The 26,303-nt window shown below is 60.1% G+C and carries 25 protein-coding genes; 4 read left to right on the forward strand and 21 right to left on the reverse strand.

Going from position 1 to position 26,303, the window contains the following annotated elements; all coding sequences use genetic code 11:
- Positions 1-136: 136 nt before the first annotated feature.
- Entirely contained in the window at positions 137-1,330 is a 1,194-nt protein-coding gene (nhaA, locus tag FW764_RS24290; protein WP_446436097.1) for a Na+/H+ antiporter NhaA, read from the forward strand.
- A gap of 325 nt (positions 1,331-1,655) precedes the next feature.
- On the opposite strand, the gene FW764_RS24295 is transcribed toward nhaA, so the two are convergent.
- From FW764_RS24295 to FW764_RS24315, 5 genes are all read right to left on the reverse strand, one after another.
- The gene (locus FW764_RS24295) at positions 1,656-2,675 is read right to left on the reverse strand and encodes an alpha/beta hydrolase (protein WP_446436098.1); all 1,020 of its coding nucleotides are present in this window, start codon (positions 2,673-2,675) and stop codon (positions 1,656-1,658) included.
- A gap of 48 nt (positions 2,676-2,723) precedes the next feature.
- Positions 2,724-4,133, reverse strand: coding sequence for an ATP-binding protein (locus FW764_RS24300; RefSeq protein WP_446436099.1), 1,410 nt, complete (start codon positions 4,131-4,133; stop codon positions 2,724-2,726).
- On the reverse strand, positions 4,109-4,774 hold the full coding sequence (locus FW764_RS24305) for a response regulator transcription factor (protein ID WP_446436100.1): 666 nt from the start codon (positions 4,772-4,774) through the stop codon (positions 4,109-4,111). Before FW764_RS24305 ends, FW764_RS24300 begins: the two co-directional genes overlap by 25 nt.
- A gap of 82 nt (positions 4,775-4,856) precedes the next feature.
- A complete protein-coding gene (locus FW764_RS24310) occupies positions 4,857-5,285 on the reverse strand; it encodes a hypothetical protein (protein ID WP_446436101.1) in 429 nt (142 codons plus the stop codon).
- A 23-nt stretch (positions 5,286-5,308) separates the two neighbouring features.
- Positions 5,309-6,073: a COG4705 family protein gene (locus FW764_RS24315; RefSeq protein ID WP_446436102.1), complete on the reverse strand. Its 765-nt coding sequence runs from the start codon at positions 6,071-6,073 to the stop codon at positions 5,309-5,311.
- 241 nt (positions 6,074-6,314) lie between these two features.
- On the opposite strand from FW764_RS24315, the gene FW764_RS24320 reads away from it, so the two are divergent.
- Positions 6,315-6,956 carry a glycoside hydrolase family 25 protein gene (locus FW764_RS24320; RefSeq protein ID WP_446436103.1) on the forward strand — a complete coding sequence of 214 codons (642 nt, stop codon included), beginning with the start codon at positions 6,315-6,317 and terminating at the stop codon, positions 6,954-6,956.
- A 432-nt stretch (positions 6,957-7,388) separates the two neighbouring features.
- Positions 7,389-8,234, forward strand: coding sequence for a DNA/RNA non-specific endonuclease (locus FW764_RS24325; RefSeq protein WP_446436104.1), 846 nt, complete (start codon positions 7,389-7,391; stop codon positions 8,232-8,234).
- A 117-nt stretch (positions 8,235-8,351) separates the two neighbouring features.
- Here FW764_RS24325 and FW764_RS24330 read toward each other — a convergent pair whose 3' ends face one another.
- The 13 genes from FW764_RS24330 to FW764_RS24390 all read right to left on the reverse strand — a co-directional run bounded on the left by FW764_RS24330 (position 8,352) and on the right by FW764_RS24390 (position 22,252).
- Positions 8,352-8,975 carry a glycosyltransferase family 25 protein gene (locus FW764_RS24330; protein ID WP_446436105.1) on the reverse strand — a complete coding sequence of 208 codons (624 nt, stop codon included), beginning with the start codon at positions 8,973-8,975 and terminating at the stop codon, positions 8,352-8,354.
- Positions 8,976-9,128: 153 nt separating this feature from the next.
- A complete protein-coding gene (locus tag FW764_RS24335) occupies positions 9,129-9,467 on the reverse strand; it encodes a hypothetical protein (protein WP_446436106.1) in 339 nt (112 codons plus the stop codon).
- Between the two features lie 229 nt (positions 9,468-9,696).
- Positions 9,697-10,758, reverse strand: a complete 1,062-nt coding sequence (locus FW764_RS24340) for an ATP-binding protein (protein WP_446436107.1) — start codon at positions 10,756-10,758, stop codon at positions 9,697-9,699.
- Positions 10,755-11,504 carry a response regulator gene (locus FW764_RS24345; RefSeq protein ID WP_446436123.1) on the reverse strand — a complete coding sequence of 250 codons (750 nt, stop codon included), beginning with the start codon at positions 11,502-11,504 and terminating at the stop codon, positions 10,755-10,757. Before FW764_RS24345 ends, FW764_RS24340 begins: the two co-directional genes overlap by 4 nt.
- Positions 11,505-11,740: 236 nt before the next feature.
- Positions 11,741-12,976 (reverse strand): TIGR02270 family protein, encoded by a 1,236-nt coding sequence (locus tag FW764_RS24350; protein ID WP_446436108.1) that lies wholly within the window; start codon positions 12,974-12,976, stop codon positions 11,741-11,743.
- A 42-nt stretch (positions 12,977-13,018) separates the two neighbouring features.
- Positions 13,019-13,720, reverse strand: a complete 702-nt coding sequence (locus tag FW764_RS24355; protein ID WP_446436109.1) for a hypothetical protein — start codon at positions 13,718-13,720, stop codon at positions 13,019-13,021.
- Between the two features lie 245 nt (positions 13,721-13,965).
- A complete protein-coding gene (locus tag FW764_RS24360; protein WP_446436110.1) occupies positions 13,966-15,156 on the reverse strand; it encodes a PAAR-like domain-containing protein in 1,191 nt (396 codons plus the stop codon).
- Positions 15,156-16,193 (reverse strand): beta-ketoacyl synthase N-terminal-like domain-containing protein, encoded by a 1,038-nt coding sequence (locus tag FW764_RS24365; protein ID WP_446436111.1) that lies wholly within the window; start codon positions 16,191-16,193, stop codon positions 15,156-15,158. Before FW764_RS24365 ends, FW764_RS24360 begins: the two co-directional genes overlap by 1 nt.
- Complete coding sequence (locus tag FW764_RS24370; RefSeq protein ID WP_446436112.1) at positions 16,190-17,305, reverse strand: DUF2169 family type VI secretion system accessory protein; 1,116 nt, start codon at positions 17,303-17,305, stop codon at positions 16,190-16,192. The genes FW764_RS24365 and FW764_RS24370 overlap by 4 nt, the downstream gene beginning before the upstream one ends.
- A gap of 15 nt (positions 17,306-17,320) precedes the next feature.
- Positions 17,321-17,767 carry a DUF6484 domain-containing protein gene (locus FW764_RS24375; RefSeq protein WP_446436113.1) on the reverse strand — a complete coding sequence of 149 codons (447 nt, stop codon included), beginning with the start codon at positions 17,765-17,767 and terminating at the stop codon, positions 17,321-17,323.
- Between the two features lie 18 nt (positions 17,768-17,785).
- Positions 17,786-19,963, reverse strand: coding sequence for a type VI secretion system Vgr family protein (locus tag FW764_RS24380; RefSeq protein WP_446436114.1), 2,178 nt, complete (start codon positions 19,961-19,963; stop codon positions 17,786-17,788).
- A 262-nt stretch (positions 19,964-20,225) separates the two neighbouring features.
- The gene (gene flgG, locus FW764_RS24385) at positions 20,226-21,011 is read right to left on the reverse strand and encodes a flagellar basal-body rod protein FlgG (protein ID WP_446436115.1); all 786 of its coding nucleotides are present in this window, start codon (positions 21,009-21,011) and stop codon (positions 20,226-20,228) included.
- Between the two features lie 128 nt (positions 21,012-21,139).
- Positions 21,140-22,252, reverse strand: a complete 1,113-nt coding sequence (locus FW764_RS24390; RefSeq protein ID WP_446436116.1) for a serine hydrolase domain-containing protein — start codon at positions 22,250-22,252, stop codon at positions 21,140-21,142.
- Positions 22,253-22,472: 220 nt separating this feature from the next.
- Here FW764_RS24390 and FW764_RS24395 point away from each other — a divergent pair, with 220 nt between their 5' ends.
- Positions 22,473-23,261, forward strand: a complete 789-nt coding sequence (locus FW764_RS24395) for an ABC transporter substrate-binding protein (RefSeq protein ID WP_446436117.1) — start codon at positions 22,473-22,475, stop codon at positions 23,259-23,261.
- A gap of 81 nt (positions 23,262-23,342) precedes the next feature.
- On the opposite strand, the gene FW764_RS24400 is transcribed toward FW764_RS24395, so the two are convergent.
- Genes FW764_RS24400 through FW764_RS24410 form a run of 3 tightly spaced genes read right to left on the reverse strand, consistent with a single transcriptional unit; the run spans position 23,343 to position 26,071 of the window.
- Complete coding sequence (locus FW764_RS24400) at positions 23,343-23,969, reverse strand: helix-turn-helix transcriptional regulator (RefSeq protein WP_242174531.1); 627 nt, start codon at positions 23,967-23,969, stop codon at positions 23,343-23,345.
- Entirely contained in the window at positions 23,969-25,102 is a 1,134-nt protein-coding gene (locus FW764_RS24405) for an NAD(P)/FAD-dependent oxidoreductase (RefSeq protein ID WP_446436118.1), read from the reverse strand. The genes FW764_RS24400 and FW764_RS24405 overlap by 1 nt, the downstream gene beginning before the upstream one ends.
- Positions 25,103-25,123: 21 nt before the next feature.
- Positions 25,124-26,071 carry an ornithine cyclodeaminase family protein gene (locus FW764_RS24410; RefSeq protein WP_446436119.1) on the reverse strand — a complete coding sequence of 316 codons (948 nt, stop codon included), beginning with the start codon at positions 26,069-26,071 and terminating at the stop codon, positions 25,124-25,126.
- Between the last annotated feature and the right edge of the window lie 232 nt (positions 26,072-26,303).

The raw sequence follows: 26,303 nt of genomic DNA on the forward strand, positions 1-26,303 counted from the left end.
TAGCGCACGCGCACAACCGATAGGCGGGTTTGTACGAACGTATCATGTAGAATGCGCCCATGGGTGTCACCGCAAAACGCGGGAGGGCAGGTTTAATTCAGCGCAGGTCGGGCCGCCGCGCGGAGTGGCTGTGCCTATGAGCTTGAAATCTTCACGTCCGAATAAAACCCACGGCCATCGTGAATCACGCGCCACTCGCGCTTTTTTCTCCCGATTCCTGGCCGCGGAGTCAGCGGGTGGCCTGATACTCATGGCTGCTGCTTTGATAGCACTTCTCGTCGCCAACTCCCCGTTGGCAGAGCTTTACTTCTCGTCACTGCACGTAAAAGTTGTTGGTCTCTCGGTTGAGCACTGGATCAATGACGGCCTGATGGCTGTCTTTTTCATGTTGGTCGGGTTGGAGATCAAGCGTGAAATGCTGGTCGGCCAATTATCGAGCTGGAGCCAGCGCGCACTTCCAGGGTTCGCCGCGCTAGGCGGTATGCTGGTGCCTGCTTTGATCTACATTGCGGTCAACTGGGGCAATGCCGAAACCTTGGGGGGGTGGGCTATTCCTGCAGCGACCGATATCGCGTTTGCCTTGGGCGTACTGTCGCTGCTGGGTAAACGCGTGCCCATTTCGTTGAAAATCTTTCTGTCCGCGCTGGCGATTCTTGATGACCTTGGCGCCGTACTGATCATCGCCCTGTTTTACACCAGCGGCTTGTCGGTCAGCATGCTACTGGCCTCACTGGGCGTTATTGTGTTCCTGGTGATGCTCAACCGGTTCGGTGTGACCAGGCTTTGGCCTTACCTGATAGCAGGCGCTCTGCTGTGGTTCTTTATGCTTCAGTCGGGTATCCACGCGACGCTGGCAGGTGTCATTCTCGCACTGTGCATTCCGATGCGAGCAGCGAGCAGCGAGCGCAAATCACCGCTCATCTACCTGGAAGGAAAGCTGCATCCGTGGGTCGCTTTCGCCGTTGTGCCCATCTTCGGTTTTGCCAATGCGGGTGTCTCTCTTGCTGGTATCTCGCCCAGTAACCTGATCGACCCGGTGCCTCTGGGAGTCACGCTTGGGCTATTGCTAGGCAAGCAAATTGGCGTGTTTGGTTTGGCTGCGCTGGCGATTCGCGCAGGGTTGGCCAAGCTGCCAGAGCAATGCAATTGGCCTCAGCTGTACGGCGTAGCGCTGCTGTGCGGTATTGGTTTCACAATGAGCCTGTTTATCGGGGCGTTGGCCTTCCCGAATAGTCCGCATTTGGTCGATGAGGTAAAGGTTGGAGTGCTGATGGGCTCTATTCTTTCCGCCTTCCTCGGTGTTGCTGTGCTTTTGAAGGCTAAACGTTAATCCTGGACTTATCTGTCCGCCGATAGCGTTTTACGCTCCAACCATACAGAAGAAGCCACTCAGTCGAGTGGCTTCTTTTTTTGCCTGCTATTTACTCAATACCAACGCGTGCTGCACCCGATCCGCTAAGGAACGAGCCTGCACGGTAGCGGTGCGACGGGTTGATCGCGAAGGTCTTCAGCGCTATTTGGATGACGACAACCACAAGCTGATTGAGATGTTTCAGGCTGAATATTAGCCATCCATAGAGCCCGCCAGTCAGACCTTCAACTCCATGTGACCGACCCTATGAGCCAACGCGCCAGCAACGTCACGTGCTTGATCGTCATCGAAACGTTCTACTGTGTAGCCAGGTGCTTATAGCCTCAACCAGCGCTGTCTTGCACTCCACCGGCAACCAATGCCCGCCGGATAGGCTCGTCACGGTGAGGTCTGCGCAGGCCGCCCGCATTGGATCGCCCAGCTGATTACCCTTGATGGTATTCATCGGGTCGTAATCGCCGTTCACAAACAGTACGGGCAGCGACAGGCGGCCGCCATTAAGGGCTCGTTGGGCGTAATCGATATTGGCATCGTCGTTTAAGTACCACGCGCAGGGCGCGCGGAAACCATGCGCCTCGAAACTGCCCACCAGTGCAGCAAAGTCCGTCTGAGGCCAGAGCGCGAGGTCTGGTTGGGTGGGCGGGGCCCGGTGGGCTTCGCCAAACCGTCCGCCTTTGCGGGTCACTTCGGCGTTTGATACAACCTTGGCGATGCTGGCAGGGTCGCCTCGCCGATAAATCGACGCCAGCGATGCGGCTTTATCTGCATCAAGATCAGCGACAGCACATGCAAAGTGCGTGTTGTAGTAGCGGTAATAGTCCCATTGGCCGTCTGGATATTGGTCCACCGGATAGATCGCTCGGTTAACCAGCGGGACGAGCGTGGGCAGCGCGTTCGTGGTGGGGAAGTACGGGACCGAAACCAATACAACGCCGCGGCTGCGCTGGGGTTCATGGGCGACCAGTTCACCTGCCACCACACTGCCCCAGTCGTGACCCACCCAGATGGCGGGCGCACCACCAAGGTGGTCATGAAGTTCTGCCATGTCGGCGACGATGTTTTCAAGGGTGTACGCAGAGGTGGCTGCTGGCGAAGACGACTTGCCATAGCCGCGCATGTCGGGGGCGACGCAGTGCCAGCCTTCGGCAGCAAACGCTTCCATCTGCGCGCGCCAGATCAGACTGAGCTCCGGCCAACCGTGCAGGAACACCATCAATGGCCCGTCGGCAGGTCCCGACTCGACATAATGCGTCGTATGACGCGGCGTGCTGAAGGCGCGCGAAGTCAGTTTGGAAGTGGACACAGGATCTCCTCATGCTACGTCGGTTGTTAAGCGCGAAGTGGCAGCACTCTATTGAGCGCTACGCTTCGTCGTTTGTTCCCCTCTATCACGTGCATCTAGATTCTCAAACCGATCGGCGGGGAGCCAGACGGTGACGCATAAACCGCGTTGCTCATGCTCATCGGTAAACGACAGTTGAATGCGTGCGCCGATACGCTCGGTGATCGCTTTTACGATTGACAGGCCTAATCCAGAACCGGACTCGTCGGTTCCCAGGCTGCGATAGAACGGGTCGAACACCCGCGCCTGTTCCTCCAGCGAAATCCCGGGGCCCGAGTCTTTGATTTGCAATTGAACCCCGTCTGGCATCAGCGCCACTGAGAGGTCGATACGCCCACCCGCTGGGGTATAGCGCAGCGCATTGTCCACCAGGTTTTTCACCAGGGTGCACAGATCCATTTCGTTGAACACCACCTGCACATCCTCGGTGCTTACGACGCCGATATCGATCTGTTTGAGTTCGGCCAACGGGAGTAAATCTTCCAGCACTTGTCGATACACGGCATGCACCGACAATGGGGTGTGTACCCGTTCCGTCATTGATTGCGCCGCCGCCAGGCTCAGCAGTTGATCAATCAGTTGTCGGCCGCGCTTGATACCTCGGGCCAGGGGTTCAAAACGCTCCCGGCTGATGGGGGGCAGTTCGGTCGCGGCGAGCCGGTCGGCTTGCAGGGACAGGGCCGTCATCGGTGAGCGCAGTTCATGGGCGGCATCGGCGACAAAGCGTCGCTGGTCGTCCATGGAGTGTTCGACGCGGGCCAGCAAGCGGTTGATCGCGACCACAAAGGGGCGCACTTCGGTGGGCAGGTGTTGCTCCTCAATCGGGTGCAGTGCCTGCTCGGCACGCTGGTCGATCTCCGCTGCCAACACGCCAATGGGGCGAAACAGCTTGCGCACCAGATCGCTGACCACCAGCAGCAACACCGGAAACAAAATCAGAAACGGCAGCAGGCTACGCCAGGCACTTTCGCGGGCATCTTTGTCACGGGCATCTGATTCTTGAGCCACTGAAATGCGTTCGCCGCGCGCTGTGGTGTGCACCAGCACGCGAAAGTTTTCGCCGTCCACCGCCACGGTGGCAAGCCCGTCGGCGAGACGGGTGGGAAATGGCAGTGGCAGGGCTTCATCGGAGATGCCGGTGGCGTGCGGGCCGTCACTGAGGTATTGAATGATGACTCGGGACTCTTCGTCATCGCCCTTGTTGGCCGGGCCTTGTGGGTAGTCCAGGGTCATGTGCTGGCGATCAAACAGCATCGCCACTTGGCGCAGGGTGTCGTCCTGCTGTTCGTGGGTTTCATCGAAGGCTGAGACAAAGGCAAACACGCTGGCGACCAGCGCCACCAGCAAAATCGCCAGGGACAGCGTTACCGACAGCCGCAGTTGGACCGATTCACTCAAACGCTTTTTGAAACCATCCATCCCATGCCCCTGACGTTCTTGATCACGTGACTGCCCAACTTACGCCGCAAGGCATGAATGAGGAACTCAATGGCGTTGCTTTCGACCTCGTTGCCCCAGCCATACAGGCGGTCTTCCAATTCGCTGCGCGACAAAATCGCGCCCGGACGAATCAACAAGGCGTGCAGCAGCGCAAATTCACGGCTGGAAAGGGCGACGTTGCGCTGCTCCGCAGTGCTGGCGTGTTTGGTGAGTAGGTCCAGCGACACGGTGCCATTGTCCAGCAACGGCAGGGCGTTTCCGCCTTTGCGGCGCCACACCGCGCGTATACGGGCAAGCAATTCCGAGATGTCGAAGGGTTTGAGCAGGTAATCGTCGGCCCCACTGTCGAGGCCGCGCAGGCGGTCATCGAGGCTGTCGCGGGCGGTGATGATCAGCAGTGGCACAGGGTTGTTGCGCGCGCGAATGCAGTCCAGTACGTCGAGGCCGTCCTTGCCGGGCAAGCCAAGGTCCAGCAGCACCAGGTCGTAAGGGTGAGTGTCGAGCGCCGCGAGGCCGGTGAGACCGTTCTTGACCCAGTCGGCGGCATAGCTCGCATCGCTGAGTGCGCGCTGGATGGCATCACCAATCATGGGATCGTCTTCGACCAACAGTATCCGCATGTCGCGCTCCATCGAGAAAGCCAACGCGACGAAGTGATCGCCGCGTGTGTATTGAAGCACCTGGGCAGGCATTTGTCCGATGTCAGCCCTTCATCAAGTCGAAGGTCTTAAGCAAGTCATCCATCGAGGATTGGCAGTCAGCCTGGGTCGGGTTGCCGTCGCGCAATGCCGAGAGGGCGCGGTCGATGGCTTTGTCCAATACGTGCCAATCGTTCGCGGCGCGTGGCTTGATACCGGCTTCAGCGGCGTCCCAGCTGGTTTCCAGGTCCTTGATACGGGCTTTGGCAGCGGCCAGGTCGTCTTTGGCGACGAGGCCCGACACATCCACCGCGATCGTGCGAAATTCGGACAGATCGCCCAGTTTCGACGCAAAGCGCTGGTTGGTCGTTGTGCCGGCGTTGGCGGTGTCATTGGGCTTATCGGCGGGTTTCGAACAGCCTGTGGCGATACCCAGCATAAAGATCGCTGAAACGATGGCGACGTGGCGGATCATGTTTTGAACCTTGCTCATAATAATTTCCTTGAGGTGAACTGTTAGTGAGTGATGGTTTTGCGGTTGCCGACACTGATCTGCGCGACGGCCACCAGCAGGACAATCACGCTGAGGAACAGCGCGCTGGTCCAGCTGGCGCCCATGCCCAGGCCGCCATAGATCTTGGCCTGGGTGAGCAGGTCGCCCAGCGAGGCGCCGAAGGGGCGAGTGAGGATGTAGGCGACCCAGAAGGTCAGCACGCTGTTGACACCCAGGCGCCAGGCCAGCAGGGCAGCGGCGATCAAACCGGCGAAGATTACTGCGCCAAGCGTGAAGCCCAGGCCCAGTGCTTCGGTGGCCAGGTCACCGGCGGCGGTGCCCAGGGCAAAGGTGCAGAGCACGGTCGTCCAGTAGAACCATTCACGCCGCGGGGTCACGATGTCGCGAATCGACAGGCTGTGTTCGGTGCGATACCAGACGCTGAAATTGAGCGCGAGCAGGCCAGCAAAAATCGCCGTGCTGGTGTACAGGCTGACGTCGAGTTTATCGGTGAGGATATCGGTGATTTGTGTGCCGACGATGCTCACCAGCACTACGGTCAGCCAATAGATCCAAGGCGTGTAGGCCTTGGTGCGCATCTGCCAGAACAACGCGACCGCCAGCAGCGACGCCATGCCGAAGCTGGTCCATCCGGCGCCGAAGCCGGCATCGACAGCGAGGTAATCCGCACCGGTTTCGCCTACGGTCGTGGACAATATCTTGATCACCCAGAATGACAGCGTCACCTCGGGTACTTTGTTCAGCCAACGGGCTGCTGGGGCATTCATCGGGTTACCTCTCCTTGACTGCGCGGTAGTCGGCGCAGGGGAGAAGGTATTCGCCAAAACTTAGCTGAGACTGAGGGATGGTTTTTTCAACACAGGGGCCATACCCGTCGGGGTTAACAACGGCGGTTTTAGCGCGCAGGTTGAACCCTCAATGAGCAATGTGCGGTATTCCGATAGTGCATGGCGGCCGGTCGTTGATGAAAAGATACGGCGACGAGGCATTCACTGAAGGAGAGCATCCATGAGTTGCGAAGCACCGGTTAACGATGAAAACGCACGGGGCATAGACGTGTCGCGCTGGCAGGGCAACATTGACTGGGCGCGTGTGGCAGGCGCGGGTGTTACCCATGCGATAGCGAAGATGACGGAGGGCGGCGACTACACTGACCCCAAGTTCGTCGAGAACTTTCAGGGCATGAAGGCGCACGGCCTGAAGGCCGGGGTTTACCACTATTTTCGGGCGTTGAGCAGTACGCCGTGCGAGCAACTGGCCAATATCAAGGCTCGGCTCGGTGAGGTGGGGTTCAAGGTCGGGCAGGACGTCCTGGCCATTGATGTCGAGACGAACCGCAACGAAGCGGCCACTGCGGACCAGATGGCTGATGCGCTGTTCCAGTTGGTGACGCTTGTCAGGGTTTCGCTGCTGGAGGGCGCTTATCCGCATATTTATGCCTCGCCCAGCGTCTGGAGCAACAGCGTGGCCTGGCGCAAGTATGATTTCAGCGAATGCCCGCTGTGGATCGCCCATTGGGACGCCGCCCAGCCCACCGTGCCGCAAACCTGGAGCAAGCAGGGCAAGAGCTGGCAGTGGTGGCAGCACAGCAGCAAGGGACGGGTCGAGGGTATTCAGGGCGCGGTAGACCTGAATTGGGTCAAGCCCTGATGGCTACAGCGCAACGGCTTCGATAGAGGCCGTTGCACCTTTTCTGCTAAGCCTCGCGATTGCAGGTCTTTCGGTCGGTGGTGGCGCGCGCCCACGATCGAGGACACGTGTTGGCGTAACGAGAGGCGTGTAGCAAACCCGCAAGCGTCAGCGCCACGGGTGAAGGCAAGCGCGTGACAGCGTCATGGATAAAGACGCGACGGCTAGCGTGGGCGGTTGCGTCGGTATTCAGTGCGATCAGTGCCTGTACGTCGTGGGGGGCGCCTGGTGGATGTGCCGGGTCGTGCTCATTGGATTGATCTTATTTTCAGCCAGTGGTAATGCTTATCTTCACATTGAAACATTTGCGCTGGTTTAATGTGTCTGTCGACTCGCGAAGGAATCGCAACCGTCGACTTGCCATTTATTGCTGCCACCTCAAGGAGCTACACCATGCAAGGACGTATGAAGTTAAAGCACCTGGCGTATCTATTGATCCCGCTGCTTGCCGCCTGTACCACGCCCGATAGAACCCGCGAACCCCTCGTCACTGCTCAGCCCCCGCTACAGCAGGCATTGCCGTTCGATAACTGCTCGGTGGGTTGCCCCAGCGGCGGCAGCCCGCTGACGTTGAACCGCCAGGCGTACACGTTGAACAACAATGGTTCGACCAAGTTTGCCAATTGGGTGGCGTACAGAATCACCAAGGACACGCCAGCCAGCGGTCGCCCCCGCGACTGGAAGACCGACCCGGATATCCCCGCCGGCGACACGCTCGACCCGGTGGATTACAACGGCGCAAATGTCGCGCTCAAAGTAGACCGCGGTCATCAGGCCAACCTGGCGTCGATGGCGGGCGTTGCTGACTGGCAGACCCTCAATTACCTGTCGAACATCACACCGCAAAAGTCTGATCTCAACCAGGGACCTTGGGCGCATCTTGAAGACCAGGAGCGCACCCTCAGCAAACAGTCAGGCATTGACCAGGTGTACGTCGCCACCGGGCCGCTGTATGAGCATTTTGTCGGCACGTTGCCGGGGACGAACAAGGTGCACACCATTCCCAGTGGTTACTGGAAAATCATCTTCGTTGGCAGCTCACCTGAAAACGGGCTTTACGCCGCGTTTGTGATGAATCAGGAGACGCCCAAGAATGCCAACTTCTGCGACTACCAAGTGACAGTGAACCAGATCGAGGCACGCTCAGGGCTGACGTTCTGGAGCAACTTGCCGCAACCGGTGCAGGCCGTGTTGAAGTCGAAGCAGGGCCAGTTGCCTGGCCGGATTGGCTGTCAGTAGCCGTAAAATTGTGGCGAGGGAGCAAGCTCCCCCGTCACAGGCGAAGGCCGCGATTCAAAATCAAAAGCAGAGCAACACCACATCTTCCTGAATGGCCTTCGGGAGAGGCAAGGACCGTTAAAAATCCCTTCTAATTAATGTTTTCCCAATATTCCGGAAAATTTCTCGGTACTGCCTTCTCCAGTTGTTTGCCCAAAAGCTGTGGGTTGCGCCTGAGCTGATATCGCTTGGGTTTATTTCTTCAGGCTGTTGTTGGCAGATCATCGGGAAGGCGCAATACGCTTTAAAGCTTTTGGAATAGAGCCGGTCTATAGGCAGGTCGGAATACTCAAACGCCAGCAATTTTTTGCACGCTGAATTGGACAGGATATAGGCGTGAGTACCTTTGGCCCGACAGCGCGTGATATTAAAACTCCAAGTGAGCCACATAGTGCCTAGCGTCACGCCAAGGTAAAACAGGTCAGGCTGTCGGGAGGACAAAAAGTGATTGATGCGCCGGATCGCCGAGTTTTTCACGCCGACCAGTGTGGCGTCATCTTCCAGGATCAGGACGTTTTTATACCCGCGTTCTAGCGCTAACGCCGCGCAGGCCTGATGAGAGCTAAAACACCCGCGTTCAGGGTTGGTATCTTTTTTGGCAATATAAAACTCGATGTTCAAGCGAGTGTCGGCAAATTCCTTTCGAAGCAACGTGCGGCGGTCCTCACGCTCTTCAAGGCTGATGCAAAATACACCGTCCACTTGTAATGTTCCTAGAGATGACATAGCCGTGATCACTGCCTTTTAACCGTCTAAAGTGGGTCAGCGATCAAGGCTATGTTTTGGTCCTGCTATCGTCTGTAGGAGTGCTCCCAAGCGTATTGCCGAAACCTCAATAGATAGGTGTAATCGAGATTACCTTGACCGACACACACGGTTTTCGCGCGCCTCCCTAAGTAAGTCACGCGTGGCATCCGCGCGCAGCAGCAGTGTCATTTGCCTCTCGTCGATGATGATTTCCGCCACGATCAACCCACAAATCATTGGGGCGGTCACCAGCCAATGGCAGTAGCACTGGGTCGCCACTGACATGCAGACGCCAAGCACCCACAACGCCAACACCCATTTGGGCGCGCGTTGCTGCAGCGGGATCCAGAAACGCTGTAGTTTTTTGAGCCGCAAGGTATGCAGTCTCAGCGCGTCTTCAAGGGTTGATAAGTACGCGTTAGCGAAAGGTTGCTGTGCAGTTGACATGGTCTAGGCCACCTAGAGTGCTAAACGATCCGGGCGCGGTTGGGTAGCGTGTTTCCCAGCCATGCCAAGTTCACGTGTTCAACTTCTACCCAGTGCTCACCGGCAGGTTTTTCACCACAGCTCTTGAACGCCCTGCAAACGCCGTGGGTATCCAACAAGGCAAAGTGTCGATAGTGGGCGGTTCGCGTGAACCCCCAGGAAAAAATACGCATCGCAGTACCTGGTTAAATCAAGCGTGCCAGCTGAGTTCGAACAGCGTTCCGCCGTTTTCCATCCTGCGGCAGGTCACGGCCCCGCCATGGGCGAGGGCAATCGCGCGTACCACCGCCAGGCCCAGACCGCTGCCACCTTGGGCGCGGGAGCGGGAGTGTTCGCCGCGTTGGAAGGCCTCGAACATGTGTTTGGCGAAGCCCTCGTCGATGCCGGGGCCGTCATCGCGCACGCGCAGGTAGTTGATGGCATCGCGGGTGCTCAAGTGCACGATGACGTTGCCCGGTGTCGCGTGGCGGCGGATATTGTCCAGCAGCGCCAACAAGGCTTGGCGGATCCTGGCCGGGTCGCAGCGCATCGTGCGGCGTTGCAGGTCCAGTTGCAGCACAAACCCTGCGTCCGCCAGGCTCGGTTCGAACAGCCGTACATCCTCCTCAATTCCTGTGGCCAAGTCGGCTTCCTGCAGGTTGAGGTCCAGGTAGCCACTGTCGGCCAGGCCGACGACGCGCAAGTCCTCGATCACGCGGGTCAAGCCTTCTACCTGGCCCAACAAGCTGTAGAACTGTGCGGTGTCGGGCTCGAACACGCCTTCGGCCAAGCCTTGCAGGCGCCCGCGCAGGATGGTCAGAGGCGTGCGCAGTTCGTGGGCAATCGCCGCATTCCAGAACGCCTGCTCCTGCGCCATACGCTGCAAGCGTTTGGCCATGCTATTGAAGTCATCCACCAGAATGGCCGCCTCACCCATGGATTGGTCGCCGGCCACGGCTTGCACATCCAAGTCGCCGTCCGCCAGTTTGCGCAGGTTTTCGGCCACCGAGTTCAAGGGCATCAGGATCCGCCGCGATAACTTCAGCGCCACGATCGAACCCACCGCCAGGCTCACGCACGTGGTCAAGCCCATCCATATCCACTCGGCGCTTGCCGGCAACCACGTATCCACTTCTTCGTCGCTGAGCGGCCAGTACGTCCAGAGCAACGCGTAGAAAATGTACGAGCCAATCACGGCCAGCGCGATCACGCACAACACCACCACGGACATCGACAGGATGATCTGGCGGCTCAAGCCGTTGAACCTTTTCACGAGGCACTTCCAAAGCGGTAGCCAACGCCGCGGATGCTGGTCGGCACGCCCTGCAACCCCAACTCTTCAATCTTGCGGCGCAGTTTGCTGATGTGGCTGTCCACCGTGCGCTCCAGGCTGTCACTTTCCGGGGAGCATTGGGCCAGCAGTTCGGCGCGGGTAAACACCCGTTTCGGCGCCTTGGCCAACTGGGCCAGCAAGCGGAACTCGGTGACGGTCAAGGCCAGTGGGACCTGTTTGCCAGCGACAGTTACCGTGACTTCATAGCTTTCCAAGTCAATATCAAACGCATCCACTCGTAGCACTGTGGGAGTGGCGCGGTAGTTGTAATCGAGGGAGCGCCGCAGCACAGCCTGGGTTCGGGCTACCACTTCTGCCGGGTTGAACGGTTTGACGATGTAATCATCGGCCCCGATGCGCAAGCCCATCAGCTTGTCCATGTCCTGATCCTGCGCTGTCAGCATGATCACCGGCGTATTGCCGCGATGGCGCACTTCGGCCAGCACCTGCCAGCCATCCACCTGGGGCATCAGTACATCCAGCAGCAACAGGTCCGGCTTGAGTGCCAAGTGCATTTCCAAGGCGTGTCGGCCATTGAGTGCGTGGGCGGTGCGAAAACCGCTGCGCTTGAGATAGGCAATCAGGATGTCGGCGATCTCGGGCTCGTCTTCCGCAATCAGCACCAGCGCCTGGGTTTCGCGGGGGCTGTCGGCTCGGGGCATCGATGCAATGGGAAAATCGTTCATGGTCTGCTCGGTGAATAGGTCGCGCGCCGTCGCATCCCTGTGCTCGCGGTTATCTGCCGTGTCGTGGCGGCCGTCCGTGGTCGTGTTCAAGGTTGATCATAGCCTCTGGGCAATGCCATTCGACCGTGGTCGGTGCATTCTGCGCAACAAGCGTGCGCTTTTATGGGAGGTTTTGTGGAGGGACGATGGAGGCAGCCAATGATTGTTGCAATTAAGGTTTTATCGGCGGGTTAGCCTCACAACAGCCTCCTTTGCCGCCATGCCGGTGCGCTGGTGGGGAACAGCACGTCAGTCGGTCGAAAGCGGGCGAGGCCGCAGGCGGCGACAATGCGCTGGCGTTGTTGGCCTCGGGCAAGTGCTTGGCGAAAGCTGCTTTCGCTGTGCGCCAGCCCCAGTATATGGCCGACACCCGGGGCAAAATTATGGCCATGGGCCTGCCACCAGGCAGTGATTGACTGCGGGTCGGGCCAGGGCAGGTGCTCATCGGGGTCCATGCGCACATTGGCGTCCCCGGGGTCGTCGTTCGGGCCGGCATCGAAACCCGGCGGGTCTTGCAGTTCCAGGTCGAGCAGCGCCAAGTCAGCGCCGGTGATCAGGCTGAAGGCTTCACCGGCGACGCGGGCATAAGGCCGTTCGCTCATCTGCTCGATCAACCATGGCACGCTGACTGGATCGCCCAGCAGCCCCAAGGCCTGGATGCCGACGCGGCGCTGCTCAGGGTGCTGCACCCATTGGCGGACCCATGCGAAGCTGAGCTCGCGCTTTTGCCAGGCCAGCAGCACACACAGCGCACGGTACTGAAACTCACCCGGCTGTTCGGCGAACTGTCGCAGGGACCCCAGGGCGTGCTCATCGCCCATCTGTGCGATGGCCCAATTGGCCCAGAAGCGCGTGGCTGGGTCTTTATGCAGGCCGTGGGCACGCAGGGGCGGCATCAGGTCGTACCGGCGCAGTTCGCCAGCAGTACGGGCGGCACGTGCCAGCACGCCGGGGTCGGCATGGGCCAGCCCGTCTAGCAAGGCGGGGCCTGGATCGTGGCGATGCATGCCGCAGGCGGCCAAGCCGAGGCGGCGGAACAGCGGCTCAGGGGTGGCGAGCATACGGTCGATCCAGGGCGCTACGTACGCCCAGTCGAGCCACCCCAGGGCCATCAGAAAACCGCGCTGCGTTTGCTCGGCACTTCTTATGTGTGCGCCGAGCTGCGATAGCACGGTCGCATTGGCCGCTTCGAACGCCAGCACCGTACTGGCGAACAGCTCGCCAATCGCCTGTGGGTCGAGCTGGGCCACTAATGTGTCCAAGCCGGTTGGTCCGGCGATTCGCAAGCCGTCCAGGTGTGCGTCGATGCGGTCGTCGAGTTTGCGCAGGTCGTCCAGGTCGTAATGCGGCGCGTGTAAAGCGTAGCCACGCAGGACCGCGAGAAAACTGGCTTCTTCGACGTGAAGGTCAAGCACCACGGGCAGCGTGTTCATCTGTCGCCGATCCTTGTGCAGGGGCAGGCCGCTTGCGTCGGGTTAGTCAATGCGCAGGCACCGCGTCCAGCTTGAACCGTCGAACTGCATCACATCCTTGGGCCCGATGGACCACATGATCCCGTCGGCGGCGCTCAGGTGATAACAGGTTTGTGGAACGTCATCGCCGAAATCCAACGGCGTGAGCTTGCCGTCCTCGAGCCGATAGACGAAATGGGTGGAAGACACGTACACCTGCCCATCGAAAACCTCCATGCCCCAGAGGTCTTCCCGCGTGCTTTCATGCTCGATGATTTCCCATTGATCGTCGCGGCCCCGAAGCAAGGTGCCGAGCTGACCGCAGGCGTAGACAAAACCGTCCGGCGCGCAGCGAACTTTGTAGAGTGCCAGGTTGGTGGGGCTGTTGCGCTGGGTGAAGAGGGCACCGTCGTACTGCCAGATTTCGCCTTCCCAACCGACGGTATAGATTTCCTGCTCGCTGAAGCCATCGATGGACTCAAAGCTGGTGTCGGTGATTGGTGTGTCACCGACCTGGGCGCTCTGGTCAATGCAACGCCACTGATCTTCACTCTCGCGAAGGTAGGCTTGTCGGCAGGTGCCTACGGCGTAGGCTCGGCCTTTGGCGATACCGCGAATTTCGCGCAGAGGGCCGCGTTTTTTGGGGTCTACGCCGCAGGTGGCGATGGATTCTTCCAACACAGTGCCGCCGCCACTGGCTTCTACCGATCCATCGGTGCCCAGCATGAGGTAACGCTCGATCGGGAGATGGCAGACCGTTCCGGAGCAGGCAAGCCATGGAACTGTATCGGCGTACCAGGCACCACTATCCAGAGTGAGCAATATCGAGCCCGTGTAGCCTTCGCTTATAGAAAGGTCGTTCGTGGTAATCAAATAGCTGAGGTCTGAGTAGCGAACGACTCCAGTACCAATACTAAGTCCGCTGAATCCCGAGTCTTGCGGGTCCATGTTGATCTCCTGAGGTGAGTAAATTAACGGCGGCGACTGCGAGGGCGCATCTCGGCCCAAGCCTTGTCGCGCTCGCTCTGATTACTGGTCATAGACGCGCAAGCCTTGATCGGCCGCTCCTTGCCCGGGTCCTTCGCTTTGTCGTGATACGTGTTCAACTGCGCCTCCAGACACTGCTGGGAACAATCAGAGTCCGGAAAGGTTTTCTTGGCAGCCTTTGCCCCTGTCTCCGTGGCCTTGGCCCTTGGCCATTCACCGTTTGCATCCGCCTCCTTCAACGCCACCACCCCACGTCGGGTATGCATCTGGCCATGGGTGGCGGTGGTTTGATTGGGGCCCTCGGCGCACATCACCGGGGCTTTGTTGGTCTTGTATTTGCTCCAGCCGGCTTTTTTCCGGTGCTGGTGTCGGGGTTGGCCCGTAAAGGCCGGCCCTTCGGTAAAGGACGCCGAATCGATAAGGTGGTCGCCGGTTTGTCCCGGGCAACATTTGTTGGGCCTATAGGGGGCGAGAAAACAGCGCATCGCCCGTTGGCAAGCGTCATCGTTGAGGGTCTTTGCCAAGGTCCCATACTCGCTTTGCACGGCGGCGTGTTGGCGCAGGTAGGCAGGGTCGCTTTTAAACCCGTCGCCGGCCGCAGTTTTGGCGGCTTTCCTGGCTTTGGTTGCGGCCTGCAGCGGGCTGATATCCGGGCAGAACTTGTTCTGTGGGGTGTCCTTGCAAGCCGTTTGCGCCTGCTTTTTCTCGCTTTCGCATTGGCCTGACTCGTTGGCGAGTGCCATTCGGTCCATATAGGCCCAGGGCACGGTATTACCCGGTTGGGAGGCATGGTTGTGGGTGGTCAGGTCCATGTGGCGCACCACGTTCTTGCCTTCGTACTTCACATCCATCGACCATGAGGTGAAATACACCTTGCCCTTGATCTTGCTGGTGACGATTCCTTTTTTCGGCGCATTGCCGGGCTCATCGCCATAGCTGGTCTTGAAGTAACTCTGGTCCTTGAGCATCACTTCCTTGCCACTGATCTTCACCGTCCGCGTACCCTTGGTGGTGTCCTTGGCCAGGCCGGTGTTGGGGTAGGGAATGGGCACGCCCAGCGGCGTGGGCGGCGCCACGGGTGGGGTGAAGCACACATCCGGAAAGCACGCGATCGACTTGCCGTCGGCCGCTTTGCAGGACACTTCCATATTGTTGGCAAAGACTTGGTTGGCCATCAGGCAGCTCCCACGGTGCGGTAGCTGAGCAGCGCAGCGGCGCGCTGGCCGGCGTCGTTGCCCAGGTGGCAGAAGATGTTCGGCCCCTCGCCGTAGCCCTTGCGGCTGGCAGCCAATGCCACGGCGAGCATCGCCGGGCCGATGGCGGCGCCGACTTCGCCGATGCAGTCGGCCGGGTGCCAGAGGTGGAAGAACTCCTTGCGTACCCGCAGGCTGCGGCTCAGGGCCAGGGAGGCTTCCTTGAAGTAATACTGTTCGCCGGAAATATCCGTCAGCCGATAATCCATCTGCTCCAACCCGCAGCCGGCTTCGCGCAGGGCGGCGCGGATAGCCTGGGTCAGGCCTTCTGCGCGCAGCGGGATGTCGTCGGCCTCAACCGTGGCCTGTTCCTGGCCAAAACCCAGGCCGATGCAGACCAATTGCGGTTCTTCGCTGGCAACGGGCGCGGCCAGCACCACGGCTGCGGCACCTTCGCCGGGGATAAACCCGTTGGAGTTTTCACTGGTGAGCAGGCGTTCGCGTGCTTCGAAGGCGGCCAGGGTCGCACCGTTCAGAAAAGAGTCGACGCCAGCAACCAGCACGTGGCGATGGCCGCCCTGATAGATCAACGCGCGCGCGTTCAGCAGGGCCACGGCGGCGCTGACCCGACCCTGGGCGATGATCTCGGAGTCGGGATGAAAGCGCAGGCCCAGCTCGGCTTCGATGGCCTGCAGCAGCCCCTTGTCCAGCCCCGCAAGGCGACCGGGGCGCTCGGCCTCCGCCACCCCCAGCAGCAGCGGAGTTGCTTGCGGATCGACGTCGGGGCGGCTCTGCAGTGCCTCGGCGATGGCGCGGGCGGCCATCTTGATCAACTTGGTGCGGCCACGCCAGGGGTGTTCCAACGGCACGCTGGCGGCAATCAGCCATTCGCCGCCACGGTCGATGAAGCGGGTTTCCTGGAAGTTGTCGATGGCGCAGCGGATCGCCGCGCAGCTCGCGGGTGCACTGAGGCCAACAGCGCTGACCATGCCGGAGCCGACAATACAAAGTGCACTCATACGTCGGCCCCCTCGGGGGCGCGTTTGGCTTTTACCAACGCGCCAAGCGAGGGGTAATAGTCCTTGCCCATCGCGCGAGCGCGCCACCAACCGCTGGGCAGGGTGCCGACCAGCACCTGGGCAATCTCGAACAGGTTACGCCGTAGCACACGGGACACCCGCCAGGTCAATTGCACCTGGCCGGCGTCTGTGTCGATCAGCAACGTGTCGATCACTGCCGATACCGTCTGATGGCCGCCTTTTTTCAGGAAGAAGGTCACCGGCACCTCCATTTCAGGGATACGAAAGCCTGCGCGCTGCTGGGGCGTGAGGTTTAGCAGCAGTACATCTTCGCCGCCGCGCAGGTAATCAATCTGCTGATCCTCAGGGGCTGCCTGAAAGTAGCGCGGGTCGAAATCCGCAGGTAGGAACGGAAAGCAGTCGGCCACCCAGGCATCGTCGTAAGTACCGGCGAAACGGGCGCGTTGCGGCCAGCTACGGCCGATGGGGCCGAGGGCCATAGGGCGGAAGGCGCCGCTGGGGCTGTCGATCGGCTTACCCACTTCCTCGGTGTTCGGCATGGGCCTGCCGACGATATGCGCGCTGTCCATGCTGCGCGGGTACCAGCCGCAACCGTTTGGGTTGTCCTGGTAGCAATCCCGCATCTGCAGTTCGTTCACCGCTGGATGGGAGCCACCGTAGGCCTGGGCGTAGGTGATGCTCTGTTCGATAAATGGTTGCGGTGAGCCTGGAGACACGCCCAATAATCCCGGTTGCCAATGCCTGGGGCCAAGCACCGAAAAGGCCTTGCCCATGCTCCCGACACGAATGCCCGCCGTCAACTGCGTCACTGGCCGCCCGCCGGGTGCATAGGCCTTGCCACACACCAGCACATCGCAGAAGCGCTTGGCCGGGGCGAAGTCCATTTCCTGGCGCGGCGCGCTGAGGCCGGGCTCGCCGAGGAAGGTGTCGGCCATCAGCAGTGGTTGCTGTGTGTTCGCCAGGGTCGCGGCGCGGCCGTCCAGCGGCAGGTTGAACGTGCCTTTGGCCACCACGACCAGGGATTCGCGGCCATCGGGCTCCATTCCCAGGGTATAGGCTGCAATCAGTGGGCTGGCGTTGAGCAGTTCCATGGGGCCGAATCCTGTTTAGTTGATCTGCACCGAGCCGCCCTTGATGCGGTTGACCCCGCTGGAACGGCTGGACAGGTAGGCGCCTTGGATAATCACTTTGCCCGCACGGGTCAGGGTGATGCTGGCTTTGCCGCAACGCAGCACGATCTCGCGTTCGGCGCTTAATGTCAGGCACTGGTCATCCAGCTGCACGCTGGCGATGGGGGCGGCGCAGGGCTGCGCGCCAAGCAGAAGACCGATCACCAGCGGGTGGTCCGGGTCGCCGCCTTCGAACATCAGGGCAACTTGGCTACCGATATCGGCCGGGCTCAGCCGTGCGGTGCAACGCGCAACGATGCCGCTGCGGCTCGCGCAACCCGGGTAGGTGACTCTGGGCGCAGCGGCGTGCGGCAGCTCGAGCAGGGTGCCGATCACGACAGCGTCGATGCGGGCCTGGGGCGGGAGCGGGAACTGAACCGTCATATACGTACCTCCACTGTCCTAGTTTTGCAGGATCTTCTGCCCTTTGATCACCACGTTCGCGGTGGCCTTGAGGTTGATGGCGCTGGAACCGTTGACGGTAATGTTCTTGCCGCGAATCATGATGGTCCCGTCTTTCTTCAGCGTGATACTGGCCGCGCCCGTGGTCAGGCTGATGGAGTCACCGGCGGTGAGCGCAAAGTGCTTGCCAACGTTCAGGCTGTCGTTCTGATGGATACCCGTGCTGCGGTTCTGGGCGACGTCGCGGGATTCGTTCTGGCCGATCAGGGTGCTTTGGTTACCGTTTATGCCGATAACTTCGTTGCCGATGACCGTTTCGCCACGGTTGCCCGTGACCTGGAGGATCTCGTTGCCGCCCACGTCTTCGGTGCGGTTGCCGACGATACTGATTGTTTCGTTGGCGCCGACCGTTTCCGTGCGGTTCGCGCCAATGCTGATGGTTTCGTGGCTACCCACGTGCTCGGTGCGATTGACACCAATGGTGATCGTCTCGTTGCTGCCCACTTCTTCGGTACGGTTCACCCCGATGCTAATGGTTTCGTTGTTGCCTACAGTTTCAGTACGGTCGTGTTTGACGTGCACGGTCTCGTCGTTGTCGACGGTCTTGCTGCGGTCATGGCCGACCCAGTGGGTTTCGTCGTTCTCGACCTCAATGTCCTGGTTCTTTTCGGCGTGAATGAACAGTTGCTCCGCGCCTTTCTTGTCTTCCATGCGGATTTCATTGAAGTTGGCCGGTGAGCCATCCTTGCTTGAACGGCTTTTCACCCCGCTTTGGGTGGCATTGGCCGGCAGCGCATAGGGCACCGTCTGTTCGGCGTTGTAGACACGCCCGGTAATGATCGGCCGATCCGGATCGCCTTCAAGAAAGCTGACGATCACTTCCTGACCGATTCGCGGGATGTGCATGGCCCCCCAGTTCTTGCCGGCCCACGCCTGGGACACGCGAATCCAGCAGGAGCTGTTTTCGTTGCAGTGGTCGTGGCGATCCCAGTGGAAATGCACTTTGACCCGGCCGTATTGGTCGGTCCAGATCTCCTCGCCACCGGGGCCCACCACCACGGCGGTCTGCGGCCCACGCACGATGGGTTTGGGGGTGAGCGGGAGGGGGCGAAAGGCTTGGCTGGCATCCATGCAGTCCAGCTCACTGATGAACTGTTCGGCCAAGGTTGACTGCCCGCTTTCATAGGGGTCCTGGCGGATTTGATAGCGTGCAAGCACCGCCAGGTATTCGCGGTTCTGGTCTGTACGGTCGTAGCCGGTCAGGTTGAACAGGTGGCCGCAGCCCAGGCCGCGGGCACAGCCGCGTAACTGCACACGCTCGAACTGGCTATGTAGTGCTTCAATGCGTGTGCGTGCATATTGCTCGCCGTCGTTGCACTGGGCGTATTCGCCAGGGTAGTCGTAGAGCGCATGATCGGCATTGCTGTGGCTGCGCGGCACAATGGAGCGCACCTCCAGGCTGGCGCGCGGGCGCTGAAAGTCATAGTCGTTCAGCGCCAGCGAACCCGGTTGTACTTCCTGCGCCATTTGCCAATCGTAGAAGTGATCGCGCTCGCGCATTTGCTGGTCGGGCGGGTAGAAGGGCACCGAGGCGTAGTCCGGCGCTGTGGAGTGGGCACCATAGGCGTCGGCTAACACCAGGACATGGCGCGTCTTTTCATGGCGAAAGTAATAATAGATGCCTTCCTGTTCCATCAACCGGCTGACGAAGTCGAAGCTGGTTTCGCGGTACTGCACGCAGTATTCCCACTCGCGGTAGGTGCCGCTCAGGCTGTCTTCAAAGTCGGAGAAACCGAGGTCGCGAAAGACCTCCTTGATGATGTCCGGCACCGTTTTATTCTGGAAAATCCGGCAGTCCGAGGTGCGCGTGAGCAGCCAGAACCAAGGCCGCAGGCTCACGCGGTAACCCGCAAATTGGCCGTGACCGGTCTTTTGCCGGCAACTGCTGGCAATGCCATGGAAGTAGCGTTGGGCGCCGCCATACAGTTCCAGGGTAAGGCCCATGGGCTTGCCCAGTATCTGATCGAACCGGATAGCGCGGTCTTCGCAGGTCAGTTCCAACTCATAGTGGAATAGGCGCCCCAGCTCTTCGCTGGCTGTCATGCTCTGCAGCAGCAGGACATTGTCGCCCAGAGGGCTGTCGACCTGTGCCAGCCGGGTGTTTTGCGTGATGGCCATGAACGCCTTCCTTTGGCTCGTGTTCGGGCTTTAAAAACTGCAGCGCCTTGTACCGCTGGGGGGAATGTATGCCGGGCAACAACGCTGCCTTGGGCATACAGAAGATCCTGTTCGTCCACTAAAGTTGAAGTATTAGAAACAGCTGATTCATGTTTGTCATGTCGGACACTGTCGACGCGTGTCGTAGGACTTTAGCTGAAAAAAACGTTGTTGTTGGGGGGCCTGTCTATGTGCCGTCCATGGCCACGTTTGAAGCTTTTGATCAAAGCTTCTGCGTGAGGGCGCCCAGCATCTGGTTGGCTGTGGAAATCACTTTCGAGTTCATTTCATAGGCGCGTTGCGTGGTGATCATGTTCACCATTTCTTCGACGGTGCTCACGTTCGACGTTTCCAGCGTGCGTTGCAGGGCGGTGCCGAAGCCGTTGAGCCCCGGCGTACCGACCTGGGGTGCGCCGCTGGCAGCGGTTTCCAGGAACAGGTTGTTGCCGATCGCCTGCAGGCCGGCCGGGTTGATGAAGTCGGCGGTTTGCAGGTTGCCGATCACTTGCGCAGCGGGGTTGCCCGCCACAGTAATCGAGACCGTGCCGTCCTGGCCCACGGTGAAGGTCTTGGCGTTGTCCGGCACCACGATGGCCGGCTCCAGCGCGAACCCGCTGGCCGTCACCACCTGGCCGTTGGCGTTCAAATGAAAGGAGCCGTCGCGGGTATAGCCGGTGGTGCCATCCGCTTGCAGTATTTGGAAAAAACCACGACCGTTGACCGCCAGGTCCAGGGGTTGCCCGGTGGTCTGCAAGCTGCCAGCGCTGAAGTTTTTCTGGGTGCCGACGATGTGCACACCGGTGCCCAACTGCAACCCGGATGGTAGCTCACTGTCCTGCGTCGACTTCGCGCCGGGCTGGCGCTTGATCTGGTAGAGCAGGTCCTGAAACTCGGCACGATCACGTTTGAACCCGGTGGTGGAGACGTTTGCCAGGTTGTTGGAAATGGTCGTCAACTGAGTGTCCTGGGCAGACAGACCGGTTTTTGCGACGTACAGGGCTGGAATCATGAGCTCTCCGGGTAAATCGCGCTCAGCGGGGCAGTGTGGTAAGCGCGATTGTGCGCAACCAACGTGCGCTTTCATGGGAGGTTTTGTGGAGCCGCGATGGAGGCGGGCAATAAGGTTGCCCGCCGCACTTATTTCAGCTCAGGCTCAATCAGGCCAGCCACGCCACGCACGATAACCTCCGGATAGCTGTGCTCGGCATCGAGGTTTGTCAACACCACCACGGTCAGCTTGTCGTCGATAAACCTTGAGATGTGCGACGTGAAGCCTTGCCAGGAGCCGCCGTGCTCAACCACCCGTTGGCCGTTGATCGAACGGATTTCCCAGCCAAAACCATAGCCCTCGGCGCGTTGCTTGCCGGCGTAGGGGTAGGGCGTCCACATTGTTTGCAGCGAGGCTTTTTTCAGCAGGGTTTCGCCATACAGGGCGCGGTCCCAGCGTGCGATGTCACGTACGGTGAAGTACAGCGTGCCGTCCGCCGTGGCATTAAACGTAGGCGACACCCATTCCTGGTTTTTGAGTACGCCGTCAACCTTTTCGTAGCCGGACACCCGGTTCGGCACGATGTCGAGGTCGGAGATGACCCGTGACGCACTCATGCCCAATGGCGTGAACACATGCTGCTGGAGAAACTCGCCATACGGCTGCCCGCTGACACGGTGGATCAGGATGCCGAGCAACAAAAAGTTGGAGTTTTCATAAGCCCAGTTGTCACCCGCCTTGAAGTCCAGGGGCAACGTGGCAAGAGCTGCTGCCAACTCGGCTTCGGAAAAGTCACGGCGTATGTCGAGCGGGCCGCGGGGTTTTTGCAGTTCCGGTGTGTCATACGCGGGCAGGCCGGAGGTGTGCGACAGCAGGTTGGCGACCTTTATCGGCAACCACCCCGCCGGCGCCTCGGGGAAGTACTGGGTGATGCTGTCATCCAGGCGTACTTTGCCTTGCTCCACCAGCATCATCACCGCCGTTGCGGTGAAGGATTTTCCCACCGAGCCGGACTGCAGCACGCTGTCTGCACTCATCGGCACATTCAGTTCGACGTTCGCCAGGCCGTAGCCCTTGGCGAGCACGATCCGGCCGTTTCGATAAATCCCCAAGGCCAACCCCGGCAAGCCCTGCCGGGCCATTTCGGCGGCGACATAACGGTCGACCGCCACGCTTTGTTCGCGGCTGAGGGCGGCTGCATCAACCGCGGCAGCCAAGGAGGAGGACATCATCAGGATGCTTGCCGTGATGGTTCGAAACATAAAAACCTCAAGCCTTTATCGCCGTCTAGGGACGCCCAGTCTGCCCAACAGGTGTGGAGCTTCATGGGAGGTTTTATGGCGCTGGCGTGAATGAATCAGGTGGATTGACGATCAATACACAAAAGTCCAGTATGGAATTATAAGTACATGAAAGTGCTTCGCCGACTGCTTTTTTTCTTCACTTCTTGCCAAACCAACAACAACTTGCGAGACAACGATCATGAAGAAACGCACGTTTATCACCGCATTGCCCCTGACACTGGCCCTGAGCCTGATTGCTTCCGCCCACGTGCTGGCTGCCGACAAACCCCTACGCATCGGCATCGAGGCGGCGTACCCGCCGTTCGCGTCCAAGACGCAAGAGGGCAAGATCGAGGGGTTCGACTACGACATCGGCAACGCTTTGTGTGCGCAGATGAAAGCCAAATGCGTGTGGGTGGAAGGTGAGTTCGACGGCCTGATTCCCTCCCTCAAGGTGAAGAAAATCGACATGGCTCTGTCGTCCATGACCATCAATGAAGACCGCAAGAAGTCGGTGGACTTCAGTCACAAGTACTACTTCACCTCCTCGCGCCTGGTGATGAAAGACGGTGCGGTGGTGGATGACCAGTACGCCAGTCTCAAAGGCAAGACCGTCGGCGTGCAACGGGCCACGACCACTGACCGTTATGCCAGCGAGGTGTTCGAGCCCAAGGGCATCAACGTCAAGCGCTACAGCAACAACGAAGAGATCTACATGGACCTGGCGGCGGGGCGCCTGGATGCGATCTTTGCCGACACTATCCCGCTGAGCGACTTCCTGAGCATGCCGCGCGGCAAGGGTTACGCCTTCGTCGGCCCGGAACTCAAGGACCCGAAATACGTGGGCGAGGGCGCCGGGATCGCCGTGCGCAAGGGCAATACTGCGTTGGTCAGCGAGTTGAATGCGGCCATCGACGGCATTCGCGCCAGTGGCGAGTACCAGAAGATTTCACAGAAGTACTTCAAGTCGGATATCTACGGCGACTGAGTGTGAACACGCTTCTGAACATAACCCAGGTCTAGGTGGGAGCTGGCAAGGCAGCTCCCACATTTGAACAGTGCGCCACATTCAGCCTTTCAATTCCTTCAAATGCTTGTAAACCGTTGCCCGCCCCATCCCCAGCACATTCGCCACATAGTTGGAGGCGCTCTTGCCCTTGAACGCGCCCTCGGCATGCAGCGCCAACACCAGTTCGCGCTTGTGGTCACGGGTCAGCAGATTCAGGCTCAACTGGCGCTCGCGCATCCACGCATGCAAGAAGGTGTTGATCCGTTCCTGCCAGTCATCACGAAACAGCGAGTCCGGTTGCGGGATCAGCTTGCTCGGTGACAAGAACAGATCCAGCGCCGCCTTGGCATTTTCGAACAGCGAGATATTCAGGTTGATGCACAGCACCGCCAGCCGGCGACCTGTGTGGTCGTGGAGCACGGTGCTCAGGCTGCGAATTTTCTGACCGTCCCAATTGAGCTTTTCGTACGGGCCGATATTCACTTCGCTGACGTCATCGCTGACCATGTCCTCAAGTGCCGAGTCGTCACCGATGGCGCGTTTGGACAGGTTATTGGCGATGTAATCGACTTTCTGTGTGCGCAAGTCATGCAGCACCACTTCAGCGTGAGGGAAGAACAGCGTGGCGATCGCGTCAGCGATCGCACGGAAATTCTGCATGACCTTGTCGTGTTCGGCGGTGTTCATCAATGCGGCTCCAGGCGGACGGGCGAGAGCATACCAGCGTCCAGGCCGAACCGCGTGAGTTGCTCCGGCAGCGGCGCGCCGCGCACCAGGGCGGCACTGGCCTGGCCCATGGCCGGGGAAGTTTGAATGCCATAACCGCCTTGCGCCGCGACCCAGAACAGCCCAGGCACCTGCGGATCGAAGCCCGAGAGCAAATCACCGTCGTGCACAAAGCTACGCAGGCCGGCCCAGGTCCGCGTCGGACGGCGGATGGTCAGGGTAGTGGCCTCTTCGATCTGGTAGATGCCCATGGCGATGTCCAGCTCTTCGGGCTGCACATCCTGCGGCTCAACCGGGTCGGCATTCGCCGGCGAACCCAGGAACATGCCGGCATCGGGCTTCATGTAGAAGGCTTCGTCGAGGGCCACCAGCATCGGCCAATGATGGGTGTCCACACCCTCAGGCCCGGCGAAGATAAACGCCGAACGGCGCTTGGGTTGCAAGCCGATGGACGCCGCACCCGCCAGCCCGCCGATATGGTCGGCCCACGCGCCGGCGGCGTTGATGATGATCGGCGCGGTGTACGTCGCATCCTGGGTGCGCACCTGCCACAGGCCGTCGGCGTCACGGCTCAACCCCAGCACGTGGCTGTCGGTGCGCACTTCGCTGTGGTTGCGCCGGATACCGCGCAAATAACCTTGGTGCAGGGCGTCGGTGTCGATATCGCTGGCGGTCGGGTCGAAGATCGCGCCATGGACTTTTTCACGGCGCAGAATCGGCAACCGCGCGCACGCCTCGTCGGCACTCAGCCGCTCAACCTGCGGCACCGTAGCTTTGGCGCTCAGGTATTGGCTTTCCAGCTCCGCCGGGTCACCGCTGAAATCCACGGTCATTTCGCCGCGCGGCGTCAGCAGCGGATGCTCGCAGAAGCCTGCGGGAGGGTTATCGAAAAATGCACGGCTGGCCAGGGTCAACGCGCGCACTTGCGGCGTGCCATAGGCGGCGGTGTACAGCGCCGCCGAACGCCCGGTGGAGTGATAGGCCGGGTGGTTTTCGCGCTCCAGCACCAGCACTTTGGCGTGCTGCGAGAGCCAGAAACCGGTAGACGCGCCAGCAATGCCGCCGCCGATGATGATGAAGTCTGCATGGCTCATAAACGTCTCCTGAATAGGGGCTTAGCGCTGGAGTTGATAGAGGGCATTGGCCAGTGCAATGTCTTCCAGGCCCAGCCCGATGGAGCGGAAGAACACGTGGCGGTCATAGTCCGGGCGCTGAACCATGTCGCTGAGCAGCTCGGGCAAGTCGCCGACGATGGCGCGCTTGTCCCAGTCGTGGTGCTCACTGGCGATCAGCATCTCACCGGCCGCGCCCGGCGTGGTCTGGCGATAGTCGCAGAACACGTGCATGTGTTCGAGGCTCGCAGGCGGCACCTCATGAGCGCGCGGGGCATTGGTGCTGATGGAGGTGATCAGCGCGGGTTTGCGCAAGCGAGTCGGGTCGATCACCGGGCCCGCCGAGGAGGTGCAGAGCAGGATGACGTCGGCGTCTTCCAGCGCGGCATCGCAGGTTGTGGCGAGGGTCAGGCGTGGGTCCAGGCTTTTGAGGTGGGCGAGGGTGTCGGCAGTCGCTCGGCCAAGGCTGGGGGAATACAGGCTGATGTGTTGCCAGTCGCGCAGGTTCTGTACGTAGCGCAGGTGCGCCTGAGCGACCTTGCCGCTGCCGATGATCGCCAGGCGCCGGGCTGCCGCCGGTGCCAAGGCGTCCACCGCCACGGCGGTGGTGGCGGCAGTGCGCGCGGTGGTCAACTCAGCCGCGTCGCAAAGCAACAAAGGCTGGCCGGTGTGCATCGACATCAACAGCGTCCATGCCGTGACCAGCGGGCCTTGCTCGCGCACGATGTACGGCGAGGTCTTGACCCCGTAAACCCCGTCTTCGGCCAGCACCCCCAGGTAGTTGATAAAGTCGCCGGCGCCCTGCGGGAACTCCACCAGCTGTTGCGCCGGCTGTACCGCAAGCCCGGCAGCCAGGTCGCGAAACAGCTTGCGTAGGATGTAAGGCACATCGACTTGGGCAAGTAATTCGTGGGCTTGGGCCTGATTGATCACGTGAGGCGTGCTGGGCATGGCGATCTCCGCAAATAAACTAATTTGTCCATTATGGACTTTTAGTTCTGTTGGGCAATATCCATATTAAAAAAAGCGACGTCGCCGCCTTCCGATCAAAGTGATGCGCACCGTATCAATGCATCGGGACTGATACAAAGGTGTGCATTTAATTGACGCCATCATTTCGCCACCCTATTATCGCCGCCAATTAGTGGCTCAGTGCCATATAGAGGGATCTAGAGATGTGGCC

It is taken from the genome of Pseudomonas sp. 1152_12 (assembly GCF_052850675.1).